At 63.9% G+C, this 26,283-nt stretch carries 28 protein-coding genes; 14 read left to right on the forward strand and 14 right to left on the reverse strand.

Annotation, left to right across the window (positions count from 1 at the left end):
* The first annotated feature begins 26 nt into the window (after positions 1 to 26).
* Both K408_RS0121725 and K408_RS0121730 read left to right on the forward strand, forming a co-directional pair.
* Positions 27 to 368, forward strand: coding sequence for a hypothetical protein (locus K408_RS0121725; protein ID WP_024340388.1), 342 nt, complete (start codon positions 27 to 29; stop codon positions 366 to 368).
* 435 nt (positions 369 to 803) lie between these two features.
* Positions 804 to 1,481, forward strand: coding sequence for a ParA family protein (locus K408_RS0121730; RefSeq protein ID WP_024340387.1), 678 nt, complete (start codon positions 804 to 806; stop codon positions 1,479 to 1,481).
* A 123-nt stretch (positions 1,482 to 1,604) separates the two neighbouring features.
* Here K408_RS0121730 and K408_RS42200 read toward each other — a convergent pair whose 3' ends face one another.
* From K408_RS42200 to trxB, 5 genes are all read right to left on the reverse strand, one after another.
* Entirely contained in the window at positions 1,605 to 1,751 is a 147-nt protein-coding gene (locus tag K408_RS42200) for a hypothetical protein (protein WP_155248527.1), read from the reverse strand.
* A gap of 125 nt (positions 1,752 to 1,876) precedes the next feature.
* On the reverse strand, positions 1,877 to 2,026 hold the full coding sequence (locus K408_RS42830; protein WP_196232389.1) for a hypothetical protein: 150 nt from the start codon (positions 2,024 to 2,026) through the stop codon (positions 1,877 to 1,879).
* A gap of 204 nt (positions 2,027 to 2,230) precedes the next feature.
* Positions 2,231 to 3,139: a 4-hydroxy-tetrahydrodipicolinate synthase family protein gene (locus tag K408_RS0121745; protein ID WP_024340386.1), complete on the reverse strand. Its 909-nt coding sequence runs from the start codon at positions 3,137 to 3,139 to the stop codon at positions 2,231 to 2,233.
* 444 nt (positions 3,140 to 3,583) lie between these two features.
* Complete coding sequence (locus tag K408_RS0121750) at positions 3,584 to 4,507, reverse strand: LysR family transcriptional regulator (RefSeq protein WP_024340385.1); 924 nt, start codon at positions 4,505 to 4,507, stop codon at positions 3,584 to 3,586.
* Positions 4,508 to 4,511: 4 nt separating this feature from the next.
* Complete coding sequence (gene trxB / locus K408_RS0121755) at positions 4,512 to 5,477, reverse strand: thioredoxin-disulfide reductase (protein WP_024340384.1); 966 nt, start codon at positions 5,475 to 5,477, stop codon at positions 4,512 to 4,514.
* Positions 5,478 to 5,744: 267 nt separating this feature from the next.
* Here trxB and K408_RS0121760 point away from each other — a divergent pair, with 267 nt between their 5' ends.
* Complete coding sequence (locus K408_RS0121760; RefSeq protein ID WP_024340383.1) at positions 5,745 to 6,224, forward strand: Lrp/AsnC family transcriptional regulator; 480 nt, start codon at positions 5,745 to 5,747, stop codon at positions 6,222 to 6,224.
* A 288-nt stretch (positions 6,225 to 6,512) separates the two neighbouring features.
* On the opposite strand, the gene greA is transcribed toward K408_RS0121760, so the two are convergent.
* From greA to K408_RS0121780, 3 genes are all read right to left on the reverse strand, one after another.
* Entirely contained in the window at positions 6,513 to 6,986 is a 474-nt protein-coding gene (gene greA / locus K408_RS0121765; protein WP_024340382.1) for a transcription elongation factor GreA, read from the reverse strand.
* 209 nt (positions 6,987 to 7,195) lie between these two features.
* Positions 7,196 to 10,660, reverse strand: a complete 3,465-nt coding sequence (gene carB, locus K408_RS0121770; protein ID WP_024340381.1) for a carbamoyl-phosphate synthase large subunit — start codon at positions 10,658 to 10,660, stop codon at positions 7,196 to 7,198.
* A 399-nt stretch (positions 10,661 to 11,059) separates the two neighbouring features.
* Positions 11,060 to 11,761, reverse strand: coding sequence for a class I SAM-dependent methyltransferase (locus K408_RS0121780; protein WP_024340380.1), 702 nt, complete (start codon positions 11,759 to 11,761; stop codon positions 11,060 to 11,062).
* A gap of 106 nt (positions 11,762 to 11,867) precedes the next feature.
* On the opposite strand from K408_RS0121780, the gene K408_RS0121785 reads away from it, so the two are divergent.
* Positions 11,868 to 12,392: a Dps family protein gene (locus K408_RS0121785; RefSeq protein ID WP_024340379.1), complete on the forward strand. Its 525-nt coding sequence runs from the start codon at positions 11,868 to 11,870 to the stop codon at positions 12,390 to 12,392.
* A gap of 134 nt (positions 12,393 to 12,526) precedes the next feature.
* Here K408_RS0121785 and K408_RS0121790 read toward each other — a convergent pair whose 3' ends face one another.
* Positions 12,527 to 13,048, reverse strand: a complete 522-nt coding sequence (locus tag K408_RS0121790; RefSeq protein WP_024340378.1) for a hypothetical protein — start codon at positions 13,046 to 13,048, stop codon at positions 12,527 to 12,529.
* Positions 13,049 to 13,195: 147 nt separating this feature from the next.
* Between K408_RS0121790 and K408_RS0121795 the strand changes: the two genes are divergently transcribed.
* Complete coding sequence (locus K408_RS0121795; RefSeq protein ID WP_024340377.1) at positions 13,196 to 13,411, forward strand: hypothetical protein; 216 nt, start codon at positions 13,196 to 13,198, stop codon at positions 13,409 to 13,411.
* Between the two features lie 46 nt (positions 13,412 to 13,457).
* On the opposite strand, the gene carA is transcribed toward K408_RS0121795, so the two are convergent.
* On the reverse strand, positions 13,458 to 14,648 hold the full coding sequence (gene carA / locus K408_RS0121800) for a glutamine-hydrolyzing carbamoyl-phosphate synthase small subunit (protein WP_024340376.1): 1,191 nt from the start codon (positions 14,646 to 14,648) through the stop codon (positions 13,458 to 13,460).
* A 146-nt stretch (positions 14,649 to 14,794) separates the two neighbouring features.
* Between carA and K408_RS0121805 the strand changes: the two genes are divergently transcribed.
* The 7 genes from K408_RS0121805 to K408_RS0121835 all read left to right on the forward strand — a co-directional run bounded on the left by K408_RS0121805 (position 14,795) and on the right by K408_RS0121835 (position 20,449).
* Positions 14,795 to 15,523, forward strand: coding sequence for an alpha/beta fold hydrolase (locus K408_RS0121805; RefSeq protein ID WP_024340375.1), 729 nt, complete (start codon positions 14,795 to 14,797; stop codon positions 15,521 to 15,523).
* A gap of 30 nt (positions 15,524 to 15,553) precedes the next feature.
* Positions 15,554 to 16,009, forward strand: coding sequence for a GatB/YqeY domain-containing protein (locus K408_RS0121810; RefSeq protein ID WP_024340374.1), 456 nt, complete (start codon positions 15,554 to 15,556; stop codon positions 16,007 to 16,009).
* A gap of 147 nt (positions 16,010 to 16,156) precedes the next feature.
* Positions 16,157 to 17,293, forward strand: a complete 1,137-nt coding sequence (locus K408_RS0121815; RefSeq protein ID WP_024340373.1) for an epoxide hydrolase family protein — start codon at positions 16,157 to 16,159, stop codon at positions 17,291 to 17,293.
* Between the two features lie 174 nt (positions 17,294 to 17,467).
* Positions 17,468 to 19,078 (forward strand): acyl-CoA synthetase, encoded by a 1,611-nt coding sequence (locus K408_RS0121820; protein WP_024340372.1) that lies wholly within the window; start codon positions 17,468 to 17,470, stop codon positions 19,076 to 19,078.
* A gap of 9 nt (positions 19,079 to 19,087) precedes the next feature.
* On the forward strand, positions 19,088 to 19,555 hold the full coding sequence (locus tag K408_RS0121825; RefSeq protein ID WP_024340371.1) for a MarR family winged helix-turn-helix transcriptional regulator: 468 nt from the start codon (positions 19,088 to 19,090) through the stop codon (positions 19,553 to 19,555).
* Positions 19,556 to 19,634: 79 nt separating this feature from the next.
* Positions 19,635 to 20,003: a nuclear transport factor 2 family protein gene (locus tag K408_RS0121830; RefSeq protein WP_024340370.1), complete on the forward strand. Its 369-nt coding sequence runs from the start codon at positions 19,635 to 19,637 to the stop codon at positions 20,001 to 20,003.
* Between the two features lie 2 nt (positions 20,004 to 20,005).
* On the forward strand, positions 20,006 to 20,449 hold the full coding sequence (locus K408_RS0121835; RefSeq protein ID WP_024340369.1) for a hypothetical protein: 444 nt from the start codon (positions 20,006 to 20,008) through the stop codon (positions 20,447 to 20,449).
* Between the two features lies 1 nt (position 20,450).
* On the opposite strand, the gene K408_RS0121840 is transcribed toward K408_RS0121835, so the two are convergent.
* A complete protein-coding gene (locus tag K408_RS0121840) occupies positions 20,451 to 22,682 on the reverse strand; it encodes an ATP-binding protein (protein WP_024340368.1) in 2,232 nt (743 codons plus the stop codon).
* 237 nt (positions 22,683 to 22,919) lie between these two features.
* Here K408_RS0121840 and K408_RS0121845 point away from each other — a divergent pair, with 237 nt between their 5' ends.
* The gene (locus tag K408_RS0121845) at positions 22,920 to 23,696 is read left to right on the forward strand and encodes a DUF2189 domain-containing protein (RefSeq protein WP_024340367.1); all 777 of its coding nucleotides are present in this window, start codon (positions 22,920 to 22,922) and stop codon (positions 23,694 to 23,696) included.
* 125 nt (positions 23,697 to 23,821) lie between these two features.
* Here K408_RS0121845 and K408_RS0121850 read toward each other — a convergent pair whose 3' ends face one another.
* Both K408_RS0121850 and K408_RS0121855 read right to left on the reverse strand, forming a co-directional pair.
* On the reverse strand, positions 23,822 to 24,334 hold the full coding sequence (locus K408_RS0121850; RefSeq protein ID WP_024340366.1) for an SRPBCC family protein: 513 nt from the start codon (positions 24,332 to 24,334) through the stop codon (positions 23,822 to 23,824).
* 27 nt (positions 24,335 to 24,361) lie between these two features.
* A complete protein-coding gene (locus tag K408_RS0121855) occupies positions 24,362 to 24,676 on the reverse strand; it encodes an ArsR/SmtB family transcription factor (RefSeq protein WP_024340365.1) in 315 nt (104 codons plus the stop codon).
* Positions 24,677 to 24,804: 128 nt separating this feature from the next.
* On the opposite strand from K408_RS0121855, the gene K408_RS0121860 reads away from it, so the two are divergent.
* A complete protein-coding gene (locus K408_RS0121860; RefSeq protein WP_080654893.1) occupies positions 24,805 to 25,425 on the forward strand; it encodes a LysE family translocator in 621 nt (206 codons plus the stop codon).
* Positions 25,426 to 25,427: 2 nt separating this feature from the next.
* On the opposite strand, the gene K408_RS0121865 is transcribed toward K408_RS0121860, so the two are convergent.
* The gene (locus tag K408_RS0121865) at positions 25,428 to 26,219 is read right to left on the reverse strand and encodes an N-formylglutamate amidohydrolase (RefSeq protein ID WP_024340363.1); all 792 of its coding nucleotides are present in this window, start codon (positions 26,217 to 26,219) and stop codon (positions 25,428 to 25,430) included.
* Between the last annotated feature and the right edge of the window lie 64 nt (positions 26,220 to 26,283).

Below are 26,283 nucleotides of genomic sequence, written 5' to 3' on the forward strand. Positions count from 1 at the left end.
CGCCTGTTCGACATGTGGGGGAATCAATGCCGGCGTTTCGCTTCAAGACCTCCTTGGCCGTCGCAAGCTTCTCGCTTGCCCTGGCCGTCCTGGCCCTGCCGCGCGCCGGCTTCGCCTACACCCAGGAGGAGCAGCAGGCCTGCACGCCGGATGCGATGCGGCTGTGCAACGAGTTCATTCCGAACGTCGATGCCATCACCGCCTGCATGATCAAGAAGAAGGCGCAGCTGTCGCCGCAATGCCGGGTGTTCTTCCGCCCGGGCCCCGAGCCGCGCCAGCTCCGCGCCGGCAAGCCGACCCAGATCGCGCCCAAGGCCGCGAAGAAGAGCGCCAAGCCGGCGCCGAAGAAGAAAGCCAGCCAGGGCTGAGCGCGAGGCAAGGAGGCGCGCAAGCGCCGGCTCGAAGACGTGGCGTGCGCCCAGCTGCCGCAGCGTGCATGTGTTCGCCCCCGCGTGGGGAGCTGCATAAGCTCCGCGACAGCTTCCGGACTCTGTTTGTTCTCGCAACGGCGCGCAGACCTGCGGCAATTACGGGCGCGCGCCTGACGGAAAAGAGTCGCCCGCAGGTTTGCGCGGTTAGGTTGCGCTCCGACTTGGCCCGTCTCTGCTCAAAAAACGCACGATTGCTTGCGCGTGAAGCGCTTCGTTGCCGTTCGTGTGTGACGTCACACTGGTTAGTGTGACTCAAAAGCCAGTGCGCATTGTTATTTCATGGCCTGAGCGCAGCTCGCGATAAATTTATCTTTCACGAATCAGCGCGCTGATTCATTTTCGCGGCCTGGGGTCAATCTGGAGGCCGAAGGTATGAACGTTATTGTTTTTGCATCGCGTAAGGGCGGCTCGGGCAAGAGTACCCTGGCTGCACATCTTGCCGCGCAGATCAAGGCAAGCAAGCAGGTCATGCTCGTGGATGCCGATCCGCAGGGCTCGCTCACGCTGTGGCACAAGCTGCGTGGCACCAACGAGCCGCCGATCAAGGCTGCCGTGAACTCCGTCAGCGGCATCGTCTCCGCTGCCAAGCGCGACGGTTTCGAATGGGTGTTGATCGACACGCCGCCGAACCTGTCGGCCGTCGTCGACGACGCGATCCGCAATGCCACGATGGTGATCATTCCGGCGCGTCCCGGCGTGTTCGACGTCAACGCGGTGCAGGAAACCATCCAGATGTGCCGCGCCGCGCGCAAACCCTACGCGGTCGTGCTCAACGGAGCTCCGGCCAAGCGTGACGACGCCGAAAGCCCGATCGTCACCATCGCCCGCGAGGCGCTGGCGAAATTCCGTGCGCCGGTGTGGGGCGGCCAGATCACCAATCGTTCCGACCTGCTGATGGCGCTGAGCCACGGCGAAGGCGCGCGCGAGTATCAGGCCGAGAGCCGTGCGGCCCAGGAGATTGCAAGGCTGTGGGCGGCGATCGAGCGTTCGGTGAAGGCTATTCGCGGCACGGCGTCGGCTTCCGGCGCAATGCACAAGCAGGCTGCTTAAGTTTCATTGTTCATTTCCCCGGACGAGAAACGCGCGGACGAGCCGCGCGTTTTGCGTTTCTGCTGACACGTCATCGCCGGGACGGCGCGCAGGCGCCAGCGCATCGCTGGGGATTTGATGGCGCTACGCCACCATCAGCATGTAGAACACGATGACCGGCGACAACGTGAGGATCACCGACCAGATGCCGGTGGCCCAGAGAATGTCCTCGGTGGTGAAGCCCTGCTGTCCGGCGTCGTAATGCGACGCCATTTCATTCTGACTATTCACAAACGCCTCCGCGATTTCTTCGCTTATGGACGTCCGTGTTAGCCTCGATGTTTTAAAATTCCGGATCGCCGATCGCAGCGCATTTGGAGACAGCCGCTACCACGGGTTAACTATTCCGGCGGGCTTCAGCCGACTTGCCAGACTCGAAACAGCAGCACCGGGATCAGGCCGAGCATCACCGCCCAGAACCCGAACGACGACACCACCAGAATTCCCTGCAGGAGATCGGCCGGCGCGAATTGCCGCGCAGCCGTAGGCTGGATGCGATGCCTCATGGTCATTCCCCCTTTGGAAGGCTCTCTTCAAAACGATAGGGGCGATCACGTAAACGAGACGTGGATGCGCCATGCGGTGGACGCGGACGCCGTTGGGGTGCGGTTAACCACGCGGCACGCTGCGCCGTCTCTCCCCACCGTCATTCCGGGCTCGCGGCTTCGTCGCGCCCCGGAATGACATGCGAGCGGCGTGAGACAACCGCTTTACGCCGCGACCTTCGTCCGCCGCTCGATCTCGCGGTCGATCGACGCCGCGAGCTCGCTGCTCACCTCCACCATCGGCAGGCGCACTTCGGGGCTGTCGATCAGGCCGCATCGCCACAGCCAGTACTTTGCCGGGGCAGGGCTCGGCTCGGCGAACAACAGCCGCGTCAGCTCGGCGACCTCCTGCCAGCGCGCCTGCGCGGCGTCATGGTCGCCGCGCTTCAGCTCGGCATCGATGGACGCGAACGTCGCGGTCTCGACATGCGCCGAGAGCACGATGCCGCCGTCGGCGCCGTCACAGAGCGCCTCGAAATAATTCGCGTCCTCGCCGGTGAGGACGCGGAAATCCTTCGGCCGGTCGCGCAGAAGCGCGATCGATTGCTCGCGGCTCGCGCCGCAATCCTTCAGCCCGACGATGTTCCTGTGCTCGGCCAGCCGCAGCAGCGTCTGGTTGGTGATGCTGACCGCGCAGCGATATGGGATGTTGTAGAGCGCGATCGGCCAGGCGGCGTGATCGGCGAGCGCCTCGAAATGCGCAAGCAGCCCGCGCTGCGACGGCCGCACATAATAGGGGCTTGCGATCAGGTAGCCGTCGATCGGCCAGTCCGCGGTCTCGTCGAGGCGCTCTTTCAGCCGCGAAGTATCCGCCCCCGACAGCCCGAGGCAGACCGGCAAGGTGCGGCCGCTTGCCGCCATCTCCTCGCGCACGGTGGCGACTAGACGTTCGAACTCGGCCTCGCGAAGTGTCATGCCCTCGCCGGAGGTCGCGCCGAGGATGAAGCCGTCGACCGCCTGCGCGCTGTAGTGCCGCGTCAGCCGCCGCAGCGATCTTTCGTCGAGCGCGCCGCCCTGAAACGGCGTCACCAGCGGCAGCCAAAGCCCGTGCAAATGATCTTCAAGACCGGTCATGTTCCATCTCCTTCTCGGGAAAAATGCCTGAGACGGAGGGCACATGAAAAAACCCCGTCCAGGCGGCGGGGTTTTCGGGATTGCAGCGACGACGAAGTCAGCCTAGTGCGCGCAACATTCCGAGGTCCCCGAATGGGGGCCTTTTTTCGAAACGGATGCGCACGACTTCGTGATCATGTCCAGATGATGCTGGGTATGCGTGGAACTGTCAATACACGCGGAGGGCGAAGCGACACTTTGACGAAAAAAAGCCGGACCCGAAGGCCCGGCTTAGGTATTGGCCACGTGAGGCCGACACAATCACCTTCCAAGAGGGATTACTGAACTCCCGCGCCACTGGAGGAGGGGGACAAATGCGCGACGCGAAGGCTCAGCGTGTAAACATTATGGGCTTGCCGAGTGCCCTGCAGCAACAGCCGAGGCCGCATGTCAGTCATGCGGAAATCACGACGGCCAGCGCTGTGCCTTGCTCACCACGAAATCGCGGAACACCTGCACGCGTGCGACCGTCTTCAATTCCTCGGGATAGACAAAGTAGGTGTCGAGCTGGATCGAATCCGACTCGCCGAACAGCTGCACGAGTTTGCTCTGTTCCTCGACCAGATAGTCCGGCAGCGCGGCGATGCCGAGGCCCTGCTGACACGCGCGCACGAGACCGAGGATGTTGTTCACCCTGAAATAGGCCTCGCGCGGACCCGAGCCATTGCGGCCCGCTTCAACCAGCCAGTTGCGGTTCTGCAGATGCGGCGCGAAGTTGCCGTCGCTGAGCGTGATGATGCGATGGGAGTCGAGCTCCTCGAGCGTCCGCGGCGTGCCGAAGCGCTTGATGTATTCCGGCGAGCAATAGGCGTGGAAGCCCATCGCGAACAGCTTGCGCTGGATCAGGTCCGGCTGCGTCGGCTTGCGGGTGCGGATCGCGACGTCGGCCTCGCGCATCGACAGATCGAGCTCCTCGTCGGTGACGATCAGCGAGATGCGGATCTCGGGATAGAGCCCGGTGAACTCGCCGAGCCGCGGGATCAGCCAGTTGATGCCGACGCCAGGCGTGGTGGTGATCTTGAGGTCACCGCTCGGCCGCTCGCGGCTGTCGGTGAGTTTCGCGCGCGCCGCCTGCAACTGCATGAACACGTCGTGCGCGGTGCGGAAGAGCAGGTCGCCCTGCTCGGTGAGGATCAGGCCGCGGGCGTGGCGGTGGAACAGCGAGACCGAGAGCTCCTGCTCCAGCGCCGAGACCTGGCGCGACACCGCAGATTGCGACAGGCCGAGCTGCTCTCCCGCATGCGTGAAGCTGCCCGCCTCCGCCGCCGCGTGAAACACCTTCAGCTTGTCCCAGTCCATATCCGTAAATCCGTCGCGTGATCGAGGCATGATTCTATTCCGCTGCCGCGCGCTCGCTGGCGCGCAGGGCCAAGAAACGTTCGGCTTCGAGTGCGGCCATGCAGCCGAGGCCGGCGGCCGTCACGGCCTGGCGATAAGTCTCGTCGGCGACGTCGCCGGCGGCGAACAGGCCGGGCACCGAGGTGGCAGTCGAGTTCGGGGCGACCTCGACATAGCCCGACGGTTTGAGCTTGACCTGATCCTTGACGAGTTCGGTCGCCGGAGCGTGGCCGATGGCGATGAAGACGCCGTCGGCCTTCACGTCAGTCAGCGCGCCGGTCTTGACGTTCTTGAGCCGGACATGGGTGACTTTGTTGGGGTTCTCAGTGCCGCAGATCTCGTCGACGGCCGAGTCCCAGATCACCTTGATCTTGGGATGCTTGAACAGCCGCTCCTGCAGGATGCGCTCGGCGCGGAAATGGTCGCGACGGTGCACGATGGTGACCTGCGAGGCATGGTTGGTCAGATAAAGGGCTTCCTCGACCGCGGTGTTGCCGCCGCCCACCACGATGACTTCCTTGCCACGATAGAAGAAGCCGTCGCAGGTGGCGCAAGCCGATACGCCGCCACCCTGGAACTTCGCCTCGGACGGCAGCCCGAGCCAGCGCGCTTGCGCGCCGGTGGCGAGGATCACGGCGTCGGCGAGATAGACGTCGCCGCTGTCGCAGGTGAGGCGGAACGGTCGCTGTGCCGTCTCCAGCCTGGTAACGAGGTCGGAGACGATCCTGGTGCCGACATGGAGTGCCTGCTTCTCCATCTGCTCCATCAGCCAGGGGCCCTGGATCACGTCGGCGAAGCCTGGATAGTTCTCGACGTCGGTGGTGATGGTGAGCTGACCGCCCGTCTGGAGACCCTGGATCAGGACCGGCTCGAGCATCGCACGCGCCGCGTAGATCGCCGCCGTATAGCCGGCGGGGCCCGAGCCGATAATGACGACCTTTGCATGAACAGGAGCGGACATTTCGATGGACGCCTTTCACGGGGGATTTGCAGCGCGGACGCGGAAAGTGCCGGGAGGCCTAGCGCAGGCGCTGAAATATCAGAGCTAATCTAAGCCTTCTGGTGAGCTATGCAAGAATTGCATTCCCTCACGGCGGATTTTTCCAACACGGAACAAAAGTCGATTGTGCTGCGCGCGCAATAAAATTGCGCTTAGCGCGCGGATTGGGCTATGAGGATTTCGACAAATCCACCCGATACCTCCGCAAATGCCAGGAGTTCCAATCACGTGTCGCGGAACCTAGACGAGATCGACCTTAAAATTCTCGCCGAGATTCAGGCTGACGGTCGAATCACGAATGTCGAGCTGGCCAAGCGCGTCGGCATCTCGCCGCCGCCCTGCCTGCGCCGCGTCCGGGCGCTGGAGGAGGAGGGCTACATCCACGGCTATCGCGGCCTCCTGGACGCCCGCAAGCTGGGCTTCGACGTCACCGTGTTCGCCGCCGTGCATCTGTCCAGCCAGGCGGAAGCTGATTTGCGCGCCTTCGAGGACTTCGTCCGCGCCGAGCCCTTGGTGCGCGAATGCTGGATGCTATCGGGCGAGGTCGATTTCATCCTGAAATGTGTCGCACCCGACATGGCTACCTTCCAGGATTTCGTCACGCATCTGACAGCGGCGCCCCACGTGCGCAACGTGCGCACGTCATTGGTGCTGCACAATTCGAAGTACGAGGCGGCCGTGCCGCTGGAGGTGAAGCGACGGCGGTGATCGCGCTCCGCTCTCGTGCTCCGGACGCAGCGCAGCACGCACTGGTGTGTCGCTGAGCCGGGGCCGATCTCGCCGTGTGTACTTGCGTTGCCTCTCTGGGGCCGGCTCCGCGCAGCAACGCTACGCGTTGCAGCGTGTTCGGGACACGAAAACGTGGACGCTGATGTATCAACACCGCTCGCAGTGACGCGCGGTGAAAGCGTGCTTCGTCACATGCATCAGGCATACCGAAACAAAAAGGCCGCGCAACGCGCGGCCTTTTTCAAAATGTCAGCGCTGCGGCCAATCCTACCGCCACTCCACCTTGGTGATCTCATACGCCTTGGCACCGCCGGGCGTGTTGACCTCGACCGAGGCGCCCTTCTTCTTGCCGATCAGCGCGCGCGCGAGCGGCGAGGTGATGGAGATGCGGCCCTTCTTGGCGTCGGCCTCGACCTCGCCGACGATCTGCCACACCGTCTTCTTCTCGGTGTCCTCGTCGACCAGCGTCACGGTGGCGCCGAACTTGATGGTGTCTCCGGAAAGCTTGGAGATGTCTATGATGTCGGCGCGCGCAAGCTTGTCCTCGAGCTCGGCGATGCGGCCTTCATTATGGGACTGCTCTTCTTTCGCGGCATGATACTCCGCGTTCTCCGACAGGTCTCCGTGCGAGCGCGCCTCCGCGATATGCTCGATGATCCGCGGACGGTCCTCCGACTGACGCCTCTTCAATTCTTCCCCGAGCGCGACAAAGCCGGCCTGGGTCATCGGAACCTTTTCCATCTTTTCTCTCGTCCTTCAGCTGCGCGCCCCCAGAAAACGAAGGGCGCGACAACCTTGATTCGTCGGTGCTCCCCGGGGCTGAACACGCACCCACCGGGATCTCATGTGGGTCTGGCGCCGGAACAGAACTACCACATGGCCGGACAGTTCCTCTGGCCATTGTGGGTTCATTGCCAATTACTTAGCGGAAACTTCGCTGCCGCCAGCAATCAGGTTTCCGAAAAGTAGCTCTGCAGGGTACGAACCTCAAGGTCCCCGCCCAGATAGGCGCGGATGCCCTGCGCGGCCGCCACGGCCCCGGAAAGAGTGGTGTAATACGGCACTTTATGCAAGAGGGCCGCGCGCCGCAGCGAACGGCTGTCGGCCAGTGCCTGCGGGCCTTCGGTGGTGTTGAAGACGAGCTGGACGTCGCCATTGGTAATGGCATCGACGATGTGCGGCCGCCCTTCCAGCACCTTGTTCACCTTCTCGGTCGGGATGCCCTGGTCGGTCAGGAAGCGCTGAGTGCCCGAGGTCGCCAGCACCTTGAAGCCGAGCGAATGCAATTCGCGAACTGCCTCGGCAATGCGCGTCTTGTCGCTTTCGCGCACCGAGACGAACACCGTGCCCTTGCGCGGGACCCGCGTGCCGCCGCCGAGCTGGCTCTTGGCGAAGGCCACCGCGAACGAGCGGTCGATGCCCATGACCTCGCCGGTCGAGCGCATCTCGGGCCCAAGCACCGTGTCGACCCCGGGGAAGCGCGCGAACGGAAACACCGATTCCTTGACGCCGACGTGATTGAGCTTCGCCTTCTTCAGCTTGAAGTCGGCGAGCTTCTCGCCCGCCATGATGCGCGCGGCGATCTTGGCGACTGGCGTACCGATCACCTTGGCAACGAACGGCACGGTGCGCGAAGCGCGCGGATTGACCTCGAGCACGTAGATCTCGCCGTCTTTGATGGCGTATTGCACGTTCATCAAGCCGACGACGTCGAGGCCGAGTGCGAGCTCGCGGGTCTGCCGCTCCAGCTCCTCGATCATGTCAGGCTCGAGCGAGTGCGGCGGCAGCGAGCAGGCGCTGTCGCCGGAATGGATGCCGGCTTCCTCGATGTGCTCCATGATGCCGACGATGAAGGTATCCTTGCCGTCGCAGAGGCAGTCGACGTCGATCTCGGTCGCGTCTGACAGATAACGGTCGAACAGCAGCGGGTTCTTGCCAAGCACGGTGTTGATCTGCCCCGTCTTGTCGTTCGGATAGCGCGCCTTGACGTCGGCCGGCACCAGCTCCGGCAGCGTGCCGAGCAGATAGTCGTTGAGCTGGTTCTCCTCGCGGATGATCTGCATGGCGCGGCCGCCGAGCACGTAGGATGGGCGCACCACCAGCGGCAGGCCGAGATCGGCTGAAACCAGCCGTGCCTGTTCGACCGAATAAGCAATGCCGTTCTTCGGCTGCTTGAGGCGGAGCTTGTCGAGCACGCGCTTGAATCGGTCGCGGTCCTCGGCAAGATCGATGGCATCCGGCGATGTGCCGAGGATCGGCACTTCAGCGGCTTCCAGCGCGCGTGCCAGCTTCAGCGGCGTCTGGCCGCCAAACTGCACGATCACGCCGTGCAGCGTGCCCTTGCTGCGCTCCTTGGCGATGATCTCCAGCACGTCCTCAGCGGTGAGCGGCTCGAAATAGAGCCGGTCGGCGGTGTCGTAGTCGGTCGACACCGTCTCCGGATTGCAGTTCACCATGATCGATTCGTAGCCCGCGTCGTGCAGTGCAAAGCAGGCGTGACAGCAGCAATAGTCGAACTCGATGCCCTGGCCGATGCGGTTCGGTCCGCCGCCGAGAATGATGACCTTCTTCTTGTCCGACGGGGTGCTTTCGTCCGCCAGCGCACCCGCGAACGGCGCTTCGTAAGTCGAATACATGTAGGCGGTCGGCGAGGCGAACTCGGCCGCGCAGGTGTCGATGCGCTTGTAGACCGGGCGAACGCCGAGCGCGTGGCGCTTCGCCGTCACCTCGGCTTCCGTGGTCTCGGCGAGCACTGCGAGTCGCGCGTCGGAAAAACCCATGGCCTTGAGCGTGCGCATCCCGAAGGCGTTGTTGGGCAGGCCCTTCTTCCTGACCTTCTCCTCCATGTCCACGATGCCGCGCATCTCGCCGAGGAACCACGGATCGATCTTGCAGGACTTGAAGATGTCCTCGTTCGACCAGCCGAGCCGCATGGCCTGGGCGACCTGGAGAATGCGGTTCGGCGTCGGCGTGCCGAGCGCGGCGCGGATCGCGTTCTTGTCGTCGTCGCGACCGAGGCCCTCGATCTCGATCTCGTCGAGGCCGGTCAATCCGGTTTCGAGCCCGCGCAGCGCCTTCTGCAGGCTCTCCTGGAAGGTACGGCCGATCGCCATGACTTCGCCGACCGACTTCATCGACGTGGTCAGCGTGGTCGAGGCGCCCGGGAATTTCTCGAAGGCAAAACGCGGCACCTTGGTGACGACGTAGTCGATGGTCGGCTCGAACGAGGCAGGCGTGGCGCCGCCCGTGATGTCGTTGGCGATCTCGTCCAGGGTGTAGCCGACGGCGAGCTTGGCGGCGACCTTGGCGATCGGAAAGCCGGTGGCCTTCGAGGCCAGCGCCGAGGAGCGCGACACGCGCGGATTCATCTCGATGACGACCATGCGGCCGTCCTCGGGATTGACGCCGAACTGCACGTTGGAGCCGCCGGTCTCGACGCCGATCTCGCGCAACACCGCCAGCGAGGCGTCGCGCATGATCTGGTATTCCTTGTCCGTCAGCGTCAGCGCCGGCGCCACCGTGATGGAATCGCCCGTGTGCACGCCCATCGGGTCGAGGTTCTCGATTGAACAGACGATGATGCAATTGTCGTTCTTGTCGCGCACCACCTCCATCTCGTACTCTTTCCAGCCGAGCACGGATTCTTCGATCAGCACTTCGTTGGTGGGAGATGCATCGAGCCCGCGCTCGATGATGTCGAGGAATTCCTCCTTGTTGTAGGCGATGCCGCCGCCGGTGCCGCCCATCGTGAAGGAGGGGCGGATGATCGCGGGCAGGCCGATCTCGGACAGCGCCATCATCGCCTGTCCGAGTGCATATTCCTGGTAGCGTTTGCGGCGCTCGCTCTCGCCCAGCACCCATTGCCGGTCGAGCTCTTCGAGCTCGGCGCCCGAAGCTTTTGCGCGCGCGGCCTGATACTTGTCGCGGAACGACTTCTTCAGCTCGGAGGCATTGGCGAGCCGCGATTTCGGCGTCTCGAGCCCGATTTTGGTCATGGCCTCGCGGAACAGCTGGCGGTCCTCCGCCTTGTCGATCGCATCAGCGGTCGCGCCGATCATCTCGACGTCGAACTTTTCCAGAGTACCCTGTCTGCGCAGCGACAGCGCGCAGTTCAGCGCGGTCTGACCGCCCATGGTCGGCAGCAACGCGAAGCCGCCGGGAATGACGTGACGTTCCTTCTCGATGATCTTGGCGACGATCTCGGGCGTGATCGGCTCGATATAGGTCGCATCGGCCAATTCGGGATCGGTCATGATGGTGGCCGGGTTCGAATTGACGAGGACGATGCGATAGCCCTCTTCCTTCAGCGTCTTCACCGCCTGCGTGCCCGAATAATCGAACTCGCAGGCCTGGCCGATCACGATGGGACCGGCGCCGATGATCAGGATGGTCGAGATGTCGGTTCGTTTGGGCATCACCGCTCACGGGCTGGGATCTGGGCACAAAAAAAGGGCGCGCTTGCCGCGCGTCCCCATTTGGCGAGAGCGCGGGGTCTCCCTCGCGCGCGGGGTGGGTCTTAAACCAGTTTTTGGAGCGGCGAAACCCCGAAAAACGCCCATCAACCGGCAATTTTCAGGGGTTTGGGCAATCTGCCGAGCGTGCCCGGCTTCGCCCTCCGGCTTCGTCGCGGCAGCCTTCTTCAGGTCAGGCTTGCCGAGCCGAAGCTGGCGAAGCCAGCGAAGGCTGGAGACCCGGCCTGGATTTGAACCAGGATGAAGAGCGATGCACCGCCCCCGCGTAGACATTTCCGCCACCGGGCCATCAGGATTATTCCCGATCAGCGTGCGCCAAGCCACCTCAGCTGATCGTTATGCTTAACGGACCAGAGGCGGCCGCGCGATGAAGGTCATGCGCCAGCGATTATGGCCGATGTTGCTGTGGGCGCGCTGGGTCGCGAAGCCTGCTGCTTTCAGCTTGGCGGTGATCTCGTCCTCGCTGTAGCGTTGCAGCCCGATCTTCGAGCGCAACTGCCGGTAATCCGACAGCGCGGTGCTGATCAGCCCGATCAGCGCATCCTTCAGGAAACCGTGGCGCAGGCCGAAGCCGAGCAGCGCCGCGACGTCCCTGACCATGCCGACATTGGGCTGGAGGATGTCGCCGAGGACCAGCTTGCCCGAGGGCTTCAGGATGCGGCGAATGTTCAGCAGCGCGGCATCGAGTTCGGCCGGCGTCATGTATTGCGCGACCGAGTTCATCACGACGAGGTCGATCGACTGGTCCGGCATCTTGCGGACGTCGTCGAGCGAGCGGACGCGGATCTTGGTGTTCGGGGCGAACCGCGCTATCAGCCGCCCGCGCACGCCCGGCGCGGGCTCTGCCAGGATCAGCTGGCCGCAGGCGGCTGCCACCTGGCTCGCCGAGAGCGCTTCCCCGCAGGCATAGTCCAGCACGACCGCCTCGGGCGAGGGGATATAGCCGATGATGTCCCGCGCAATGATCTGGAAATGCAAGTCGCGATGCAGCTTGCTGACATAGATCGTATGCGTGGAGTCGTAATAATCGATCCAATCGTCCATGGTATCCCGTCCGGCGGTTCCTATCTAGGAACCGTGCTGTCCGCCTTTGCGTTAGGGGTGCGACGCTGCGCCGTCAATCTCCCGCGTCCTAACAGGAAGGTTTCCCGTGAGCAAAACCAGCAACAAGATCTCGCCCGATCTCGATACCCCCACCGATCTGTCGTCCGACGGTGCCAAAAAGGTTTCGGAGGCGCTCAACGTGCTTCTGGCCGACGCGTTCGCGCTGTATCTGAAGACCAAGAATTTCCACTGGCACGTCAGCGGCCGGCATTTCCGCGATTACCATCTGCTGCTGGACGAGCAGTCCGACCAGATCTTCGCCACCACCGACGAGCTTGCCGAGCGCGTCCGCAAGATCGGCGGCACCACGCTGAAGTCGATCGGCCAGATCGCAAAGCTCCAGACCATCAAGGACAACAACGAGGACTACGTCCCGCCGCGCGAGATGCTGCGCGAACTGATGCAGGACAACAAGCAGATGGCAGCGGCGATGCGCAAAGCGCATGATGTCTGCGACGAAGCCGGCGATATCGCGAGCGCCAGCATCCTCGAGAACTTCATCGACGAGACCGAGCGCCGCACCTGGTTCCTGTTCGAAGCCAGCCGCCAGGAAGGCAGCAACGCGGCGTAACGGGGTGGGGAGGGTGGGTAAGCCATGGATTGCGCGAAGCGCAATCGCCCCGTGTAACCCGCCGCTTGGTATCCGCGGTGAAAGAGACGGTGGGTTACGCCTTCGGCCAACCCACCTAAGGCACACGCTTGCGGCTATCGCCACAGCCGCATCAATGCCCCGTCCTTGCCCGTCACAGGGTCGGCCGGCGGCAGGGCAACTTCCGGGATTGTCTTCAGCGCCCTGGCGTGGTTCTCCGCCGTCGCCTGCGTGATCTCCATCTTGGCGCCCGGCGGATAGGCGCCGATCACGCAGAAGTCGTCGCTCGCTTGGACGCATTGGTGGCCTGTGCCGGCCGGCAGGATTGCGACGTCGCCGGCCGTGATGTGAAGCTCCTGGCCGTGATCGCCGCCGAAGCGGACGCGGGCGCTGCCGCGGGCGACGCCGAGCGCCTCATGCACGGTCGCGTGATAATGCAGATAGTCGTAGACGCCGTTGCGCCACGTCCCGCCCCAGCCGTTTGCTTCGAACAGGTCTTCGATGGTCTCCTCCGGGCGCCCTGGATCGAGCTTGACCGCGCGCTGGTAGACCAGGAACGGAAGGATGTTGTTCGGCACGAGGCCATCGTCCTCGAAGACGATGGCGAGCGGCTCGGCTTTGTCGCGGACCACGGACATGGTGGGGCTCCGGGTAATAACCGTTTGGGGTCAAGACGACGGCCGTCCCCTTGTTCCTCCCGGCAGTCCACAGGCCGAATTGACGGAGATCAAGGCGCAGGCGGCCATTGGCGGGCACGCAAATCGAAGCGAAAGAAGGGGAGCGCCATGTACGCATCCGACGTTGCGCAGCGACATTTTTCGGCGGCCGTCGACGAGGCGGAGACGGCCGGCCTCGGGCACGAAGCCGTCTGTCGTGCCTTGCTGAATCTGGTGATCTCGAAATATCTGGAGACGAGATCGGTCGCCGACATCCAGGCGGAGCTGCGCTTCATCGCCGAGAACTGCGATCCCGACACGGACTTCATGTTCATGCGTCCGTGATTGAAGCCGGGCCCGGCGGCTTCATCCGTCGGGTCAGCTTGTCATCTCAAGCGCTCTTCTTTTGCCGCATCAAATCGGCAAAGCGCTGGAACAAATAATGCGAGTCGCGCGGGCCGGGCGACGCCTCGGGATGGTACTGCACCGAGAACACCGGCTTGCCGTCGAGCTGGATGCCGCAATTGGAGCCGTCGAACAGCGAGATGTGGGTCTGCGTCGCGCCCTTCGGCAGGGTCGTCTCGTCGACGGCAAAACCATGGTTCATCGAGGTGATCTCGACCTTGCCGGTGGTCTCGTCCTTGACGGGATGATTGGCGCCGTGATGGCCCTGATGCATCTTCTTGGTCTTGGCGCCGACGGCAAGGCCCAGCATCTGGTGGCCGAGGCAGATGCCAAAGGTCGGTGTGCCCGACTTGATCACGTCCTGGATCACCGGCACGGCATATTTGCCAGTGGCGGCGGGATCGCCCGGACCGTTGGACAGGAACACGCCGTCCGGCTTCATCGCCAGGATGTCCTCGGACGAGGTCGTCGCCGGCACCACCGTCACCTTGCAGCCGACGCCGGCGAGCAGGCGCAGGATGTTGCGCTTGATGCCGTAGTCGATCGCGACGACGTTGAACTCCGGCTTGTCCTGCCGGCCAAAACCCTTGTCCCACAGCCAGGGCGTCTCGTCCCAGGTGAAGCGCTGGCCGCTCGTGACCATCGGCACGAGGTCCATGCCCTCGAGGCCCGGCCATTCGCGTGCCTCTTCCTTGAGGCCATGCAGATCGAACTCGCCGGTCCTGGAATGCGCAATCACGGCGTTGGGCATGCCCTTGGAGCGGATCAGCGCGGTCAGTGCGCGGGTGTCGATGCCGGAGAGGCCGATGATGCCGCGTGCCTTCAGCCAAGCGTCGAGATGCTTGGTAGCGCGGTAGTTCGACGGATCTGTAATCGCTGTACGCAGGATCACGCCGCGCGCACCGGGCGTCGCGGCCATGTTCACCGTCTCGATATCCTCGTCGTTGGTGCCGACGTTCCCGATATGCGGGAAGGTGAAGGTGATGAGCTGTCCGGCATAGGAGGGATCGGTCAGGATCTCCTCGTACCCGGTCATCGCGGTGTTAAAGCAGACCTCGCCGACGGCGTGGCCTTCGGCGCCGAGACCGAAGCCTTCGAGCACCGTGCCATCGGCAAGCACGAGGAGCGCGGTCGGTTTGTGGTCCGGCCAAGCGGTATCGTTGTCATGTTGTGTCATGAGCCCGCTTCATAGTCCTCGCAGGCGCCGCCGTCAAAGCGGAGAAGCGCCGATTCACATGCGTTTTTGCATATTTGACAGGCCTCCTTGGGCGCTTAAGCTCGGCCGGCTAATTTCCGGCAAATCTTGGGGCTTACGAGGCAATAATGGACCGAACGACCCCGATTGTGCTGGTTCCGGGGCTGGCCTCCTCGGCCCGGATCTATGCTCCCGTGATCCCCGCACTCTGGCGTTTCGGACCGGTGACGGTCGCCAACCACATCCGCGACGACAGCATGGCCGCGATCGCCGGCCGGATCCTCGCTGACGCCCCGCCGCGCTTTGCCCTCGCCGGCCATTCCATGGGCGGTTATATCGCGTTCGAGATCATACGTCAGGCGGGCGAGCGCGTGACGAAGCTCGCGCTGATCAACACCCAGGCGCGGCCCGACACGCCGGAGGCGACCGCCCGTCGCCGTGGCCTGATGGAGCGTGCGAGGCGGGGCGAGCTCCGCGCCATCCGTGAGGAGAGCTTTCCGGAGCTGGTGCATCCATCGCGGCGCGATGATGCCGATATTCTCGAGCTCGTGCATGCGCAGGACGACGATGTCGGCGTCGAGGGCTATCTGCGGCAGCAGACCGCGATCATCGCGCGTGTGGACTCACGCCCGACGCTGTCGACGATTACCTGCCCGACGTTGGTACTGACAGGCGATGCCGACAACACGATCCCGAATGCGCTCTCGAAGGAGATGGCGGAAGGCATCGCCGGCGCGAGACTCGTGATCCTCGATCGCTGCGGGCACCTGCCGCAAGCCGAGCAGCCGGAAGCGACCGTGCGGGCGCTCATCGAATGGCTAGGGAGCGAGGTTGTCTCAGGGGCGCGAACGGCCTAGATCAGGCGTCTATCTCGAAGGGATCACGACATGCTGCGCGACGACATCAACAATGCGGTCAAGGAGGCCATGAAGGCCAAGGACGAGCGCAAGCTGTCCACGCTTCGCATGGTCAACTCGACCATCAAGAACGCCGATATCGACGCCCGGGGCAGCGGCAAGCCTCCGCTGTCGGACGCCGAGATCCTCGCCGTGCTGCAGAAAATGATCAAGCAGCGCCAGGAGGCGGTCGAGCTCTACGACAAGGGCGGCCGTGCCGAGCTGGCCGCGCAAGAGCGCGAGGAGATCGCGGTGATCTCGACATATCTGCCGCAACAGATGTCGGACGACGACGTGAAGAAGGCAATCACGGATGCGATCGCCGAGACGGGCGCGAGCGGCATGAAGGACATGGGAAAGGTGATCGCCGCGCTGCGCGCGAAATACGCCGGCCAGATGGATTTCGGCAAGGCGTCCGGCTTGGTGAAGGCCGCGCTGTCCAGTTGAGCTGTCATTCCGGGACGACGCGAGTCCTCGAGCTGTGATGCGCAATTGCGCATCAGAATCCATCGGCCACCGAACTCCGTTGCGATATGGATTCCGGGCTCGCGCTCCGCGCGCCCCGGAATGACAAGAAGAACTGGGAGGCAACCGATGACCGCCATCAAGCCGTTTCGTATCGCCATCAGCGACGACGTCCTGGCGGACCTGAAATCACGCCTCGCCCGTACGCGTTGGCCGGAGGCGGAGCTGGTCGACGACTGGAGCCAGGGTGCGCCGCTGCGATGGATCCAGGAGATGTGTAGCTACTGGGCCAAGGACTACGACTGGCGCGCGCGCGAAGCGAAGATGAACCGCTTCGAGCAGTTCACCACCGAGATCGACGGGCTCGACATCCACTTCATCCATGTGCGCTCGAAGGAGCCGTCCGCGCTGCCGCTGATCATCACCCATGGCTGGCCGGGCTCGATCGTCGAGTTCCAGAAGGTGATCGCGCCGCTGGTCGATCCCGCCGCGCATGGCGGCAGTCCCGCCAATGCGTTCCACGTGATCTGTCCCTCGCTGCCCGGCTTCGGCTTCTCGGCCAAGCCGAAGACCACCGGCTGGGGCGTCGATCGCATCGCCGCGACCTGGGCGAAGCTGATGGCCCGGCTCGGCTACGCGCGTTACGGCGCGCAAGGCGGCGACTGGGGCTCGGCGGTGACGAGTTCGCTCGGCGCGCAGGATGCCGAGCATTGCGCCGGCATCCACATCACGCTGGCCTTCAGCGCGGCACCGAAGGTCGAGGGCGAGCCGACGGCGGAGGAGAAGCGTGCGCTCGCCGGCCTCAAGCACTATGCCGATCTCGATTCCGGCTACTCCAAGCAGCAGTCGACGCGTCCGCAGACGCTTGGCTACGGCTTGACGGATTCACCGAGCGGACAGGCGGCCTGGATCCTGGAAAAGTACTGGGCCTGGACCGATTGCAACGGACACCCCGAGAACATCCTCACGAGGGACGAGCTGCTCGACAACGTCATGCTCTATTGGGCGACCGCGACGGCAACCTCCTCCGCGCGGCTCTATTGGGAGAGCTTTGGCAAGCGCCGCGCGACGCCGGTGGTGAAGGTGCCGACGGGTGTCGCCGTGTTCCCCAAGGAGATCGTCACGCCGGTGCGGCGGTGGATGGAGCCGAACTTCCCTAACATCACCCACTGGAGCGAGATGGAAAAGGGCGGCCATTTCGCGGCATTCGAACAGCCGGAGCTGTTCATCCGCGATGTCAGGACGTTCTTCGCGACCGTGCGGTGACCCCACTGTCGTTCGGGGCGCCCGCAGGGCGAACCTGGAATGACAGAGAGAGGGGATTCTCTCCGTCCTCATGCCCGGGCTTGTCCCGGGCCCCCACGGCCTTAAACTGACCGCCAAAAAGAACATGGACGGCCGGGACAAGCCCGGCCGGGACGACGCTGCCCGGGAACGACTATGCTGATCGAAGCCAAAACCTACGACGAGCTCTATCGCAACTTCCGCTGGGACGTCCCCGCGCGCTTCAACATCGCGGAAGCGTGCTGTGATCGTCATGCCGACGGCACGGGGCGGCTCGCGCTGATCTATGCCGACGAGAACGGCGCCACCACGCGCACCTCTTTCGACGAGATGGCGGAGATGTCGCGTCGCTTCGCCAACGTGCTGAAGGCAGATGGGCTGCACCGTGGCGACCGCGTCGCCGTCTTCTTGTCGCAGTCGCTGGAATTGCCGATCGCGCATATGGCGGCGTTCCGCTCCGGCATGATCTCGATCCCGCTGTTTGCGCTGTTTGGCGAGGACGCGCTGGAATTCCGCCTATCGAATTCGCAGGCCAAGGCCATCGTCACCGATGAAGGCGGCTGGCAGAAGCTCGCAAGGATCCGCGACCGCCTGCCTGACCTGAAGAATGTCTATGTGGTCGGCGGCCGCGCGCCGCCCGGCACGAAATCTTTCTGGGACGCGTTGAACACCGCCTCGCCCGACTTCCCGCGGGTCGATACCTCGTGCGACGATCCCGCGCTGATCATCTACACCTCGGGCACCACGGGCAATCCGAAGGGTGCGCTGCATGCGCATCGGGTCGTGCTCGGTCATCTCCCGAACGTTGAGATGTGCCACAACTTCTTACCCAAGCCCGGCGATCTCATGTGGACGCCGGCGGACTGGGCCTGGATCGGCGGCCTCGTCAACGGCCTGCTGGCGTTCTGGTACCACGGCATCCCGCTGGTCGGCCACCGCGCGCGAAAGTTCGAGCCGCAAGCGGCGATGCAGATGATGGCCGATCTCGGCGTACGCAATGTCTTCCTGCCGCCGACCGCGCTGAAGCTGATGCGGCAGGCCGGCGTGAAGCATACCGGCGTCAAGCTGCGCAGCATCTTCACTGGCGGCGAGTCCCTCGGCGGCGAGTTGCTCGGCTGGGTGCGCGAGACCTTCGGCATCGATGCGCACGAGGTGTTCGGCCAGACCGAGTGCAATCTAGTGATCGGCAGCAACTCGAACCTGTTTCCGATCCGCCCCGGCTCGATGGGCAAGGCCACGCCGGGCTTCGACGTCCGCATCGTCAACGAGAAGGGCGAGGAATTGCCACGGGGGCAGCGCGGCATCATCGGCGTCCGCCAGCCATGTCCCGTCACCATGCTTGAATATTGGCGCAATCCAGAGGCGACGGCGAAGAAATATGCCGGCGACTTCCTCCTCACCGGCGATCTCGGTGTGCAGGACGAGGACGGATACTTCTGGTACGTCAGCCGCGAGGATGACGTCATCACCACCGCCGGCTATCGCGTCGGCCCGTCCGAGATCGAGCACACGCTGATGAAGCATCCGTCGGTGGCGATGGCGGCCGTGGTCGGCATTCCCGATCCGATCCGCACGGAGTCGATCAAGGCCTGGATCGTTCTGCGCCCGGGCTTTGCCGGCAGCGATGCGCTCTCGCGCGAGATCCAGGAGTTCGTCAAGGTGCAGCTTGCAGCCCACGAATACCCCCGCTTCGTCGAGTTCACGGAGACGCTGCCGATGACGGCGACCGGCAAGGTGCTGCGGCGCGAATTGCGGGCGAGGGGCTAGCTTCCGACGATGGCCAAGACCTCTCACGCCACGGGGCTTCACCGCGCCTCACTTGCAAAGCTGAACGAACTCGATGCGGCGCTGGAGCTGATGTATTACGGCTGGCGCGGGATGACGCTGGAGGCCGACGCATATCTTGCGAAGCAGGGCCTGTCGCGTCCGCATCACCGCATCCTCTACGTGGTGGCGCGCCGGCCGGACATCGCGATCGGCGCGCTGATCGAGATCCTCGGCATTTCCAAGCAGGCGGTCAACCGGCCGCTCAATCTGCTCCTGGAGCGCAAGCTCCTGACCTCGAAGCGTTCACCTGAGCAGCACCGCTCGAAACTGCTGCGCCTGACGGAGGCGGGACGGCGCGTCGAGCAGCGCGCGTCGGATCACGAGCGCAACGTGATGCGCGAGGCGTTCGATCGCGTCGGAGCGTCCGGTGCGGCCGGCTGGATGGGCGTGATGGAGGCGATCGCCGACAACAACTGACGATTCTAAAGTCAACATGGTTGACATGAGATGCGGGATGCGCCACTTTCCCGGCGACGAGCCAGGGAGGAGCCGTGTCATGAGCGGACAGGCAATGAATCGCGCGGCCGCGGAACGCTTCGTTGCGGCATGGTGCGCGAGTTGGTGCAGGGTCGATATCGATGCGGTCGTCGCGCATTTCGCCGAGAATGCGCAGATGCGCAGCCCTCTTGCTCTCACCCTGACGGGGTGTCCGTCCGTCATCGGCGCCGAGAGCATCCGCGCCTACTGGCGGAAAGCCTATGGCCACGTTGAGAGTGCCGACCTGAAGATACTGAGCTGGAGCTGGGATGAGGCGATCGCGCGGCTGACGGTGTGGTGGCAACTGGGCGATACGCGCGCCAGCGAATTCATGGACTTCGACGATGCGGGCCGCGTGGTGCGTAGCGAAGCCTTCTACGGAAAATAACCATGCGCCTGATCGATATCGTTCTGCTTCTCAACACGCTCTGGTTCGTGGGGGCCTTCATCCAGTTCAGCATCGCGCAAACCAACACGCTGAAGATCCTGCTGCCGCGCGAAGAACGCAGCAATCCGATCGCGCCCACCCTTGCGGCAAGCGTCGCGTTCCTCGGCGGAATGAATCTGCCGATCGGACTCCTCTCGCTCTACCTACTGGTCGCCCGACCGTCCTTCTTCCAGCCGGTCGAAGCTCAACTCGCGCTGTTCCTGTTCTTCGCCGCCTGCCATTTCAGCCAGTTCGCGTACAACGTCCCCGTGCTGATGCGCGGCGGCCGCGTCGGCGTGGCGTACTGGCCGGTGCTGAAAGGCCCGATGCTCCGGATCTTCGTTGTCGACGCTGCTCTGTTCGCGGCCAATCTCGCCGTGGCGCTCCAGCTCGCAATCGGGTCCTGATCTACCGAGACGGCTCCGAAAGAGCGGCCCGCAGCATTGCAGCAAGATCCTTGCGCCGGAACGGCTTGTTCAAGATGAGGGCGTCGCCGATTCCGTCGGGTGTCCTAACGGGATCTTGGCTGTAGCCGGAGGTGAAGAGAACCTTGAGACCAGGCCGCAGGCCGGTTGCCTGCCTCGCCAGCTCCGGTCCGAACATGCCGCCGGGCATCACGACGTCGGTGAACAGCAGATGGATCTCGTCTGGCTGGCGCAGCACAGCCAGCGCTGCGGACCCGTTCGACGTCGCGATGACGCGATAGCCCAGCGTCTTGAGCTCGCTTTCAACATAGGCACGCACCATCTCGTCGTCCTCGACGAGAAGAATCGTTTCGCGTCCGTCTGACGTGTTGAACGGCTCGGTCGGCGTCGGATTCTCGTTCTGTGCTGCGGCGACACGCGGGAAGAAGAGCCTGACGACGCTGCCTTGTCCCGGTTCGGACTGCATTTGCACAAGTCCGCCGGATTGTTGTGCAAATCCGTAGACCATGCTCAGGCCGAGACCGGTCCCTTTGCCGACTTCCTTGGTTGTGAAGAACGGCTCGAACGCGCGGCTCGCCACTTCGGAGTTCATGCCGCTGCCGGTATCGGTGACAGCTACCATGACGTAGTCGCCGGGCCGCGGTTCACCGTTGACGTCGAGATCGGATTCGCCGAGCGAGCTGTTGCGAAGCTCGACGGTCAGCTTGCCGCCTTCCGGCATTGCGTCGCGCGCGTTGAGCACGAGGTTGAGCAGGGCCGTCGTCAGCTGGCCGGGATCGACGCTGACCGGCCACAGATCTTGGTCGAACGCGAAGCGGCACTCGATATGCTCGCCCAGGGTCCGACGCAGAAGCTGCTCCATGCCGAGAACTTCCTCGGCGATGTCGATATCTCGCGGCCTCAGAGGCTGCTTTCGCGCGAAGGCGAGCAGGCTCTTGGTCAGGTCGGCTCCGCGCTCGGCGGCGGTTGCGATGTCACCGGCGATCCCTTGCAATTCCTTGTTTCCCGCCAGCCTGTCGGCAAGGTGCTCCGCGTTGCCGAGAATGACGGTCAGGAGATTGTTGAAATCGTGCGCCACGCCGCCCGTGAGCTGGCCCATGGCCTCCATCTTCTGGGACTGGCTGAGCTTGTGGCTGAGATCCGCGATGGCGGTGCGCTGCTGCTCGAGCGATTCGGCCGTGCTATTAAGCAGCGTCATCAATCCGCCGAGCTCCCCGCCCGGGTGGGGCTCCGGGATGCGCGCGCTGAGATCGCCGCGCCCGAGGCTCCTCGCCATGGCCGCGAGCCGCCCGACCTGGCGGCCGATGCTTAGGGTGGTGAGAATCCACAAGCCGGCCAGGAGCAGCAGCGAGGCTACTGCGAGAATCGCCACGTCCTCGTAGAGTCGGCGGTTTGCCGCCGCGACCAGCCCGTCCTTGGATCGTCCGACCAGGATGTAGAGACCGGCCTTGCGGATCGAAGGTGAGCGGGCAACGGACCAGATCTGCGTACGGCCTTCGCGGTCGCTCGCCTCGTGAAACGGCTCGCGATCGGCCGCTGCCGCAAAGCGGAATAGGTCAGAGCCCGCGATGGATCCGCCGACGGGCTCGCTCCAGCTGCCGCCCTTGGGGGCGACCAGCACCGTACCCTTGGCGTCGATCAGAAGGATGTCCTGTTCGGCGAGCAGCCGCTTGTCGTGAAATTCTGCGAACTTGTTCAGGTTGAATGACGCGAGCAGCACGAACTTCAGCGCGCCCGCCTCCGATCGGACGGGATAGGCGATCTGCAGCACCGACAATCCGGTGAGCCGACCGAACACCGGCTCCACTGCGACACCCCCTTGAAGATTCTTCACCTGCTTGAAATAGCCGCGGTCGTTCAGGTCGAGCGTGCGGTCGGTCCGCAGCGAGTCACAGAACAGCTTGCCGTCGGGATCGATGGTCAGGATGCCCGTGAACTGCGGATATTCTTCGCGGACGTCGGACAGAAACGCCGAGCACGCCGCCTTGTCGCGCGTGTCGAGGTCGCGGGCACGGGCGAGCCCGTAGTGAAGTTGGGCCGTGCCCTGGATCTTCTCGTCCAGATCGCTCGCGATATCGTCGGCGGATGCGACCAGATTGGCCAGCGCCGCGTCGATCTCACTGGCCCGGTTCTGCACAAAACGGAGCCCGACCAGGATCGCCGGCACGAGCATGGCGGCGATGACGAGGATCAGTAACCGGGTACGCAGGCTCATCGGTGGGCGATCCGCTCTCGGGCGAGGATGCTCGAAGGTATGATTTGAGGCACGATCGTCTGCACGTCCATAGTCGTCGGCGCCAATATCGCACCGAAGACTAAAGATTTCGCCTCGCGATCATTCCTATGTCGCCGCTCTCTTGAACCCGCCGGCATCAAGTTGCGCCTCCGCGCGGCCGCGCTAATATTACGGCATGCGCGCGGCGAAAGATCGCGCGATCTGCGGAGGAAATTGATGTCCATCTCGGGCAAGGTCGATCCGGTGGTCCGTCCCCTGGCGGCGACCGACATCGCGGAGGCGCTGGTCGAAGGGCTGCGCGATTTCCAGGCGTTGCCGATTTATGGTGTTTGTTTCGGCGGCCTCTATGCCGCCGGCGGCATCGCCATCCTGCTCTGCCTCACCGCCTTTGGAATGGTCTATCTGGTCTATCCTCTGGCTGCGGGCTTTGCGTTGATCGGACCGTTTGTGGCGATCGGCCTCTACGAAGTCAGCCGCCGCCGCGAGCGCGGCGAGCCGGTCTCATTCGCTGCGATCTGGTCGGCCATCCGTTCGCGCAGCGAGATCGGCTGGATGGCCTTCGTCACACTGTTCGTATTCGTGGTCTGGATGTACCAGGTGCGGCTCCTGATCGCGCTGCTGCTCGGCCTCAATGCCTCGTTCTCGAGCCTTCAGGAATTCATGACGGTGGTGCTGACGACCAACGAGGGCCTGCTGTTTCTCGGCATCGGTAATGCCGTGGGCGCCGTGCTGTCGCTGATCCTTTTCTCGCTGACCGTGGTGTCGTTCCCGCTGCTGCTCGACCGCGACGTCGATTTCGTCACGGCCATGGTGACCAGCGTGCGCGCCGTTGTCACGAGCCCGGTGCCGATGATCTCGTGGGCCGCCGTGATCGTGATGCTGCTGATCGTCTCGGCGTTGCCTTACTTCCTCGGGCTGATCGTGACGTTGCCGGTGCTCGGGCATGCGACCTGGCATCTGTATCGGCGGCTGGTGGCGCCGCTGCCCGCCTGATCGTCATTCCGGAACGCCCGGAGGGCGACCCGGAATCCATCGGTCCGCCAACTCTGCCGCGATGCTCAGATGCGCAATTGCGCATCATGGCTTGCGCGACGTGCGCCCCCGGATGACACGGCATCCTACGGCATCTTGATCCCCATCGCCTTTAGCGCTTCCAGCAACCTCACCGGCGGGGACATCTCGATCTTCGGCGCCTTGCCGGTCTCCAGCAGGCTCTTCAGCCCCGACAGGATCGCCGGCCAGCCGGTGCGGCCGCCGGAAAGGATGTCTTCGCTGAGCGGGCGGTCGTGGCGCTGGCTCAGAGTGAGGCGGACGGCTTCGCCGGCGGGCTCGATCTCATAGGTGACGACGGTGATGCCGAGTTTTTCGACGAGGCCGGGCCAGTTCACGTTCCACGTCACCGTCAGCTTCCTGGGCGGATCGTATTCGAACACCTCGCCGGAGATGTGCTCCGAACCGTCGGGTTCGCGCACGATGAAGGTGCCGCCGAGCTTCGGCTCCATCTCCACCGCGAAGCCGGAAAAATATTCGCGGCTGAACTCGGCCGAGGTCAGCGCCTCCCATACCTTCTCCGGCGTCGAGGCGATGTAGATCGTGTAGACGGTGAGAGGCTTGAACTGGTCGAGATTCATCGTGCATCGATCCTTGGTTGAGCGGGCCTACTCATCGCGTTTCTCCAGCTGCCGTTTCAGCTCGCTGAGTGCGGAGAGCTTGCCGCGCTCGAATTTCCTGATCCAGCGTTCGCCGATCTGATGGATGGGCACCGGGTTGAGGTAATGCAGCTTCTCGCGGCCATGCCTGATGGTGGTGACCAGATTGGCCTCCTCGAGAATCACAAGGTGCTTGGTCACGGCCTGACGCGTCATGTCGAGCCCTTCGCAGAGCTCGTTCAGCGTTTGGCCGTTCCTGGCGTGAAGCCTGTCGAGCAGCGACCGTCGCGACGCGTCGGCGAGCGCTTTAAAGACCTCATCCATGCATCGACAATAGGCAACTAAAAGGTTGCGTGTCAAGCGGCCGCTTCTTTGGAGCAACGCATCCGGCACCGGCTTCCGTTCCCGTCTCCGCCATGCATTAATGCGCCCGAACCGCAGCGAGTCCTCCTATGATGTCCATGCAAGCCTATTTCGCCTTCGTCGCCGCCTGCATTGCGCTGGCGCTGCTGCCGGGGCCGATCGTCACCCTCGTCATCGCCAACGGCCTGCGCCACGGCACGCGGGCTGCGCTCATCAATGTTGCCGGCGCGCAAGCCGGGCTTGCCATCGTCATCGGCATCGTCGCGATCGGCCTGACCTCGTTGATGGCGACCATGGGCTACTGGTTCGACTGGGTGCGCTTTGCCGGCGCGGCCTATCTGATCTGGCTCGGCATCAAGCTGATCTGGGCACCGGTCGAAGGCGTCGATGTCGACGCGCCGCCTCCGCCCCCGCGTGGCGGCTTCTTCCTGCAAGGTTTCCTGGTCCTGCTGTCGAACCCGAAGGTTCTGGTGTTCTTCGGCGCCTTCATCCCGCAATTCATGGACATGAACCAGCCGCACTTTCCGCAAGTCGCGCTACTGGGTGCGACCTTCATGGTCACCGCTGTAGTGACGGATGCGCTCTACGCCCTCGCCGCCGGCCGCGCGCGAAAGTTCTTCTCGGCGCGCCGCACGCGAATGCTGTCGCGCATCTCCGGCGGCTTCATGATCGGCGGCGGCATCTGGTTGGCGCTGACGCGGGCGAAGTGAGGTTACAGCGGTAGCTCCGCCTCGATCTCCGCAAGGATACGCGCCAGCCGCTCGGACCATTGCTGCTGGGCGGACTGGTCCGTGATTAGATCCTGGCGGATCTCGATGCCGGTGTTGACCAGACCGCGGGCTTCGCCGTGCACGGGGATGGTGTAGTCGGTGAGATCGCTCACCGCATAAGGCTCGTTGTCGCCGACGACGATGTCACCCTCGGCGCGCAGATGTTTCAACAGCAGTCGTGGCAGCACGGGGTCGCGGTGATAGAGCGTGCCGATATGCCAGGGCCGCGCGATGCCGGCATAAACCGGCGTGAAGCTGTGCAGCGATATCAGCACGGTCGGCCGCTTGTCGTGGATGCGGCGGCTGATCGCCGCACCGATGCGGCGATGGTAAGGCTCGAAAATCTCGCGCCGCCTTGCCTCGCGCTCCTGCTCCGAGATCCCTTCGTTGCGCGGGATCGCGGTCGCCTCGGAGATCACGGGAATCGAGCTTGCAACGCCGGGCGGACGGTTGCAGTCGATCACGAGGCGCGAATAGCGCTGCGCGATTAAATGCGCATCCAACATTCTGGCGAGCCGCTCGGCGACGCCGGCGATGCCGATGTCCCAGGCGATGTGCCTGACGAGCTCGCTTTCCGCGACGCCGAGATCGCCGAGCGCGCGCGGCAGCACCCGTCCGTAATGATCCGATGTGAGCAGGAAGGGCGATGTCCCCTCCGCATTCACCTCATGCACGGGCGGAATGTCGCCCTCGCCGAGCAGTTGATCGGCTGCCTCGGCCGCCTCCAAAGCCATCCTGATTGCCTATGGACTAACAACGTGTGTAAACGAATTAGCGGCATCGTGCCGACGCAGCAAC

Source organism: Bradyrhizobium sp. in8p8 (assembly GCF_000426845.1).
Lineage (GTDB): Bacteria > Pseudomonadota > Alphaproteobacteria > Rhizobiales > Xanthobacteraceae > Bradyrhizobium > Bradyrhizobium japonicum_C.

Excerpts from the sequence above, each read along its gene's own strand:
- K408_RS0121725 (WP_024340388.1), top strand. The coding sequence starts at position 27 with ATGCCGGCGTTTCGCTTCAAGACCTCCTTGGCCGTCGCAAGCTTCTCG.
- K408_RS0121730 (WP_024340387.1), top strand. The coding sequence starts at position 804 with ATGAACGTTATTGTTTTTGCATCGCGTAAGGGCGGCTCGGGCAAGAGT.
- K408_RS42830 (WP_196232389.1), bottom strand. The coding sequence starts at position 2,026 with ATGAGGCATCGCATCCAGCCTACGGCTGCGCGGCAATTCGCGCCGGCC.
- K408_RS0121745 (WP_024340386.1), bottom strand. The coding sequence starts at position 3,139 with ATGACCGGTCTTGAAGATCATTTGCACGGGCTTTGGCTGCCGCTGGTG.
- K408_RS0121750 (WP_024340385.1), bottom strand. The coding sequence starts at position 4,507 with ATGCCTCGATCACGCGACGGATTTACGGATATGGACTGGGACAAGCTG.
- trxB (WP_024340384.1), bottom strand. The coding sequence starts at position 5,477 with ATGTCCGCTCCTGTTCATGCAAAGGTCGTCATTATCGGCTCGGGCCCC.
- greA (WP_024340382.1), bottom strand. The coding sequence starts at position 6,986 with ATGGAAAAGGTTCCGATGACCCAGGCCGGCTTTGTCGCGCTCGGGGAA.
- carB (WP_024340381.1), bottom strand. The coding sequence starts at position 10,660 with ATGCCCAAACGAACCGACATCTCGACCATCCTGATCATCGGCGCCGGT.
- K408_RS0121780 (WP_024340380.1), bottom strand. The coding sequence starts at position 11,761 with ATGGACGATTGGATCGATTATTACGACTCCACGCATACGATCTATGTC.
- K408_RS0121790 (WP_024340378.1), bottom strand. The coding sequence starts at position 13,048 with ATGTCCGTGGTCCGCGACAAAGCCGAGCCGCTCGCCATCGTCTTCGAG.
- K408_RS0121795 (WP_024340377.1), top strand. The coding sequence starts at position 13,196 with ATGTACGCATCCGACGTTGCGCAGCGACATTTTTCGGCGGCCGTCGAC.
- carA (WP_024340376.1), bottom strand. The coding sequence starts at position 14,648 with ATGACACAACATGACAACGATACCGCTTGGCCGGACCACAAACCGACC.
- K408_RS0121805 (WP_024340375.1), top strand. The coding sequence starts at position 14,795 with ATGGACCGAACGACCCCGATTGTGCTGGTTCCGGGGCTGGCCTCCTCG.
- K408_RS0121810 (WP_024340374.1), top strand. The coding sequence starts at position 15,554 with ATGCTGCGCGACGACATCAACAATGCGGTCAAGGAGGCCATGAAGGCC.
- K408_RS0121815 (WP_024340373.1), top strand. The coding sequence starts at position 16,157 with ATGACCGCCATCAAGCCGTTTCGTATCGCCATCAGCGACGACGTCCTG.
- K408_RS0121820 (WP_024340372.1), top strand. The coding sequence starts at position 17,468 with ATGCTGATCGAAGCCAAAACCTACGACGAGCTCTATCGCAACTTCCGC.
- K408_RS0121825 (WP_024340371.1), top strand. The coding sequence starts at position 19,088 with ATGGCCAAGACCTCTCACGCCACGGGGCTTCACCGCGCCTCACTTGCA.
- K408_RS0121830 (WP_024340370.1), top strand. The coding sequence starts at position 19,635 with ATGAGCGGACAGGCAATGAATCGCGCGGCCGCGGAACGCTTCGTTGCG.
- K408_RS0121835 (WP_024340369.1), top strand. The coding sequence starts at position 20,006 with ATGCGCCTGATCGATATCGTTCTGCTTCTCAACACGCTCTGGTTCGTG.
- K408_RS0121840 (WP_024340368.1), bottom strand. The coding sequence starts at position 22,682 with ATGAGCCTGCGTACCCGGTTACTGATCCTCGTCATCGCCGCCATGCTC.
- K408_RS0121845 (WP_024340367.1), top strand. The coding sequence starts at position 22,920 with ATGTCCATCTCGGGCAAGGTCGATCCGGTGGTCCGTCCCCTGGCGGCG.
- K408_RS0121850 (WP_024340366.1), bottom strand. The coding sequence starts at position 24,334 with ATGAATCTCGACCAGTTCAAGCCTCTCACCGTCTACACGATCTACATC.
- K408_RS0121855 (WP_024340365.1), bottom strand. The coding sequence starts at position 24,676 with ATGGATGAGGTCTTTAAAGCGCTCGCCGACGCGTCGCGACGGTCGCTG.
- K408_RS0121860 (WP_080654893.1), top strand. The coding sequence starts at position 24,805 with ATGATGTCCATGCAAGCCTATTTCGCCTTCGTCGCCGCCTGCATTGCG.
- K408_RS0121865 (WP_024340363.1), bottom strand. The coding sequence starts at position 26,219 with ATGGCTTTGGAGGCGGCCGAGGCAGCCGATCAACTGCTCGGCGAGGGC.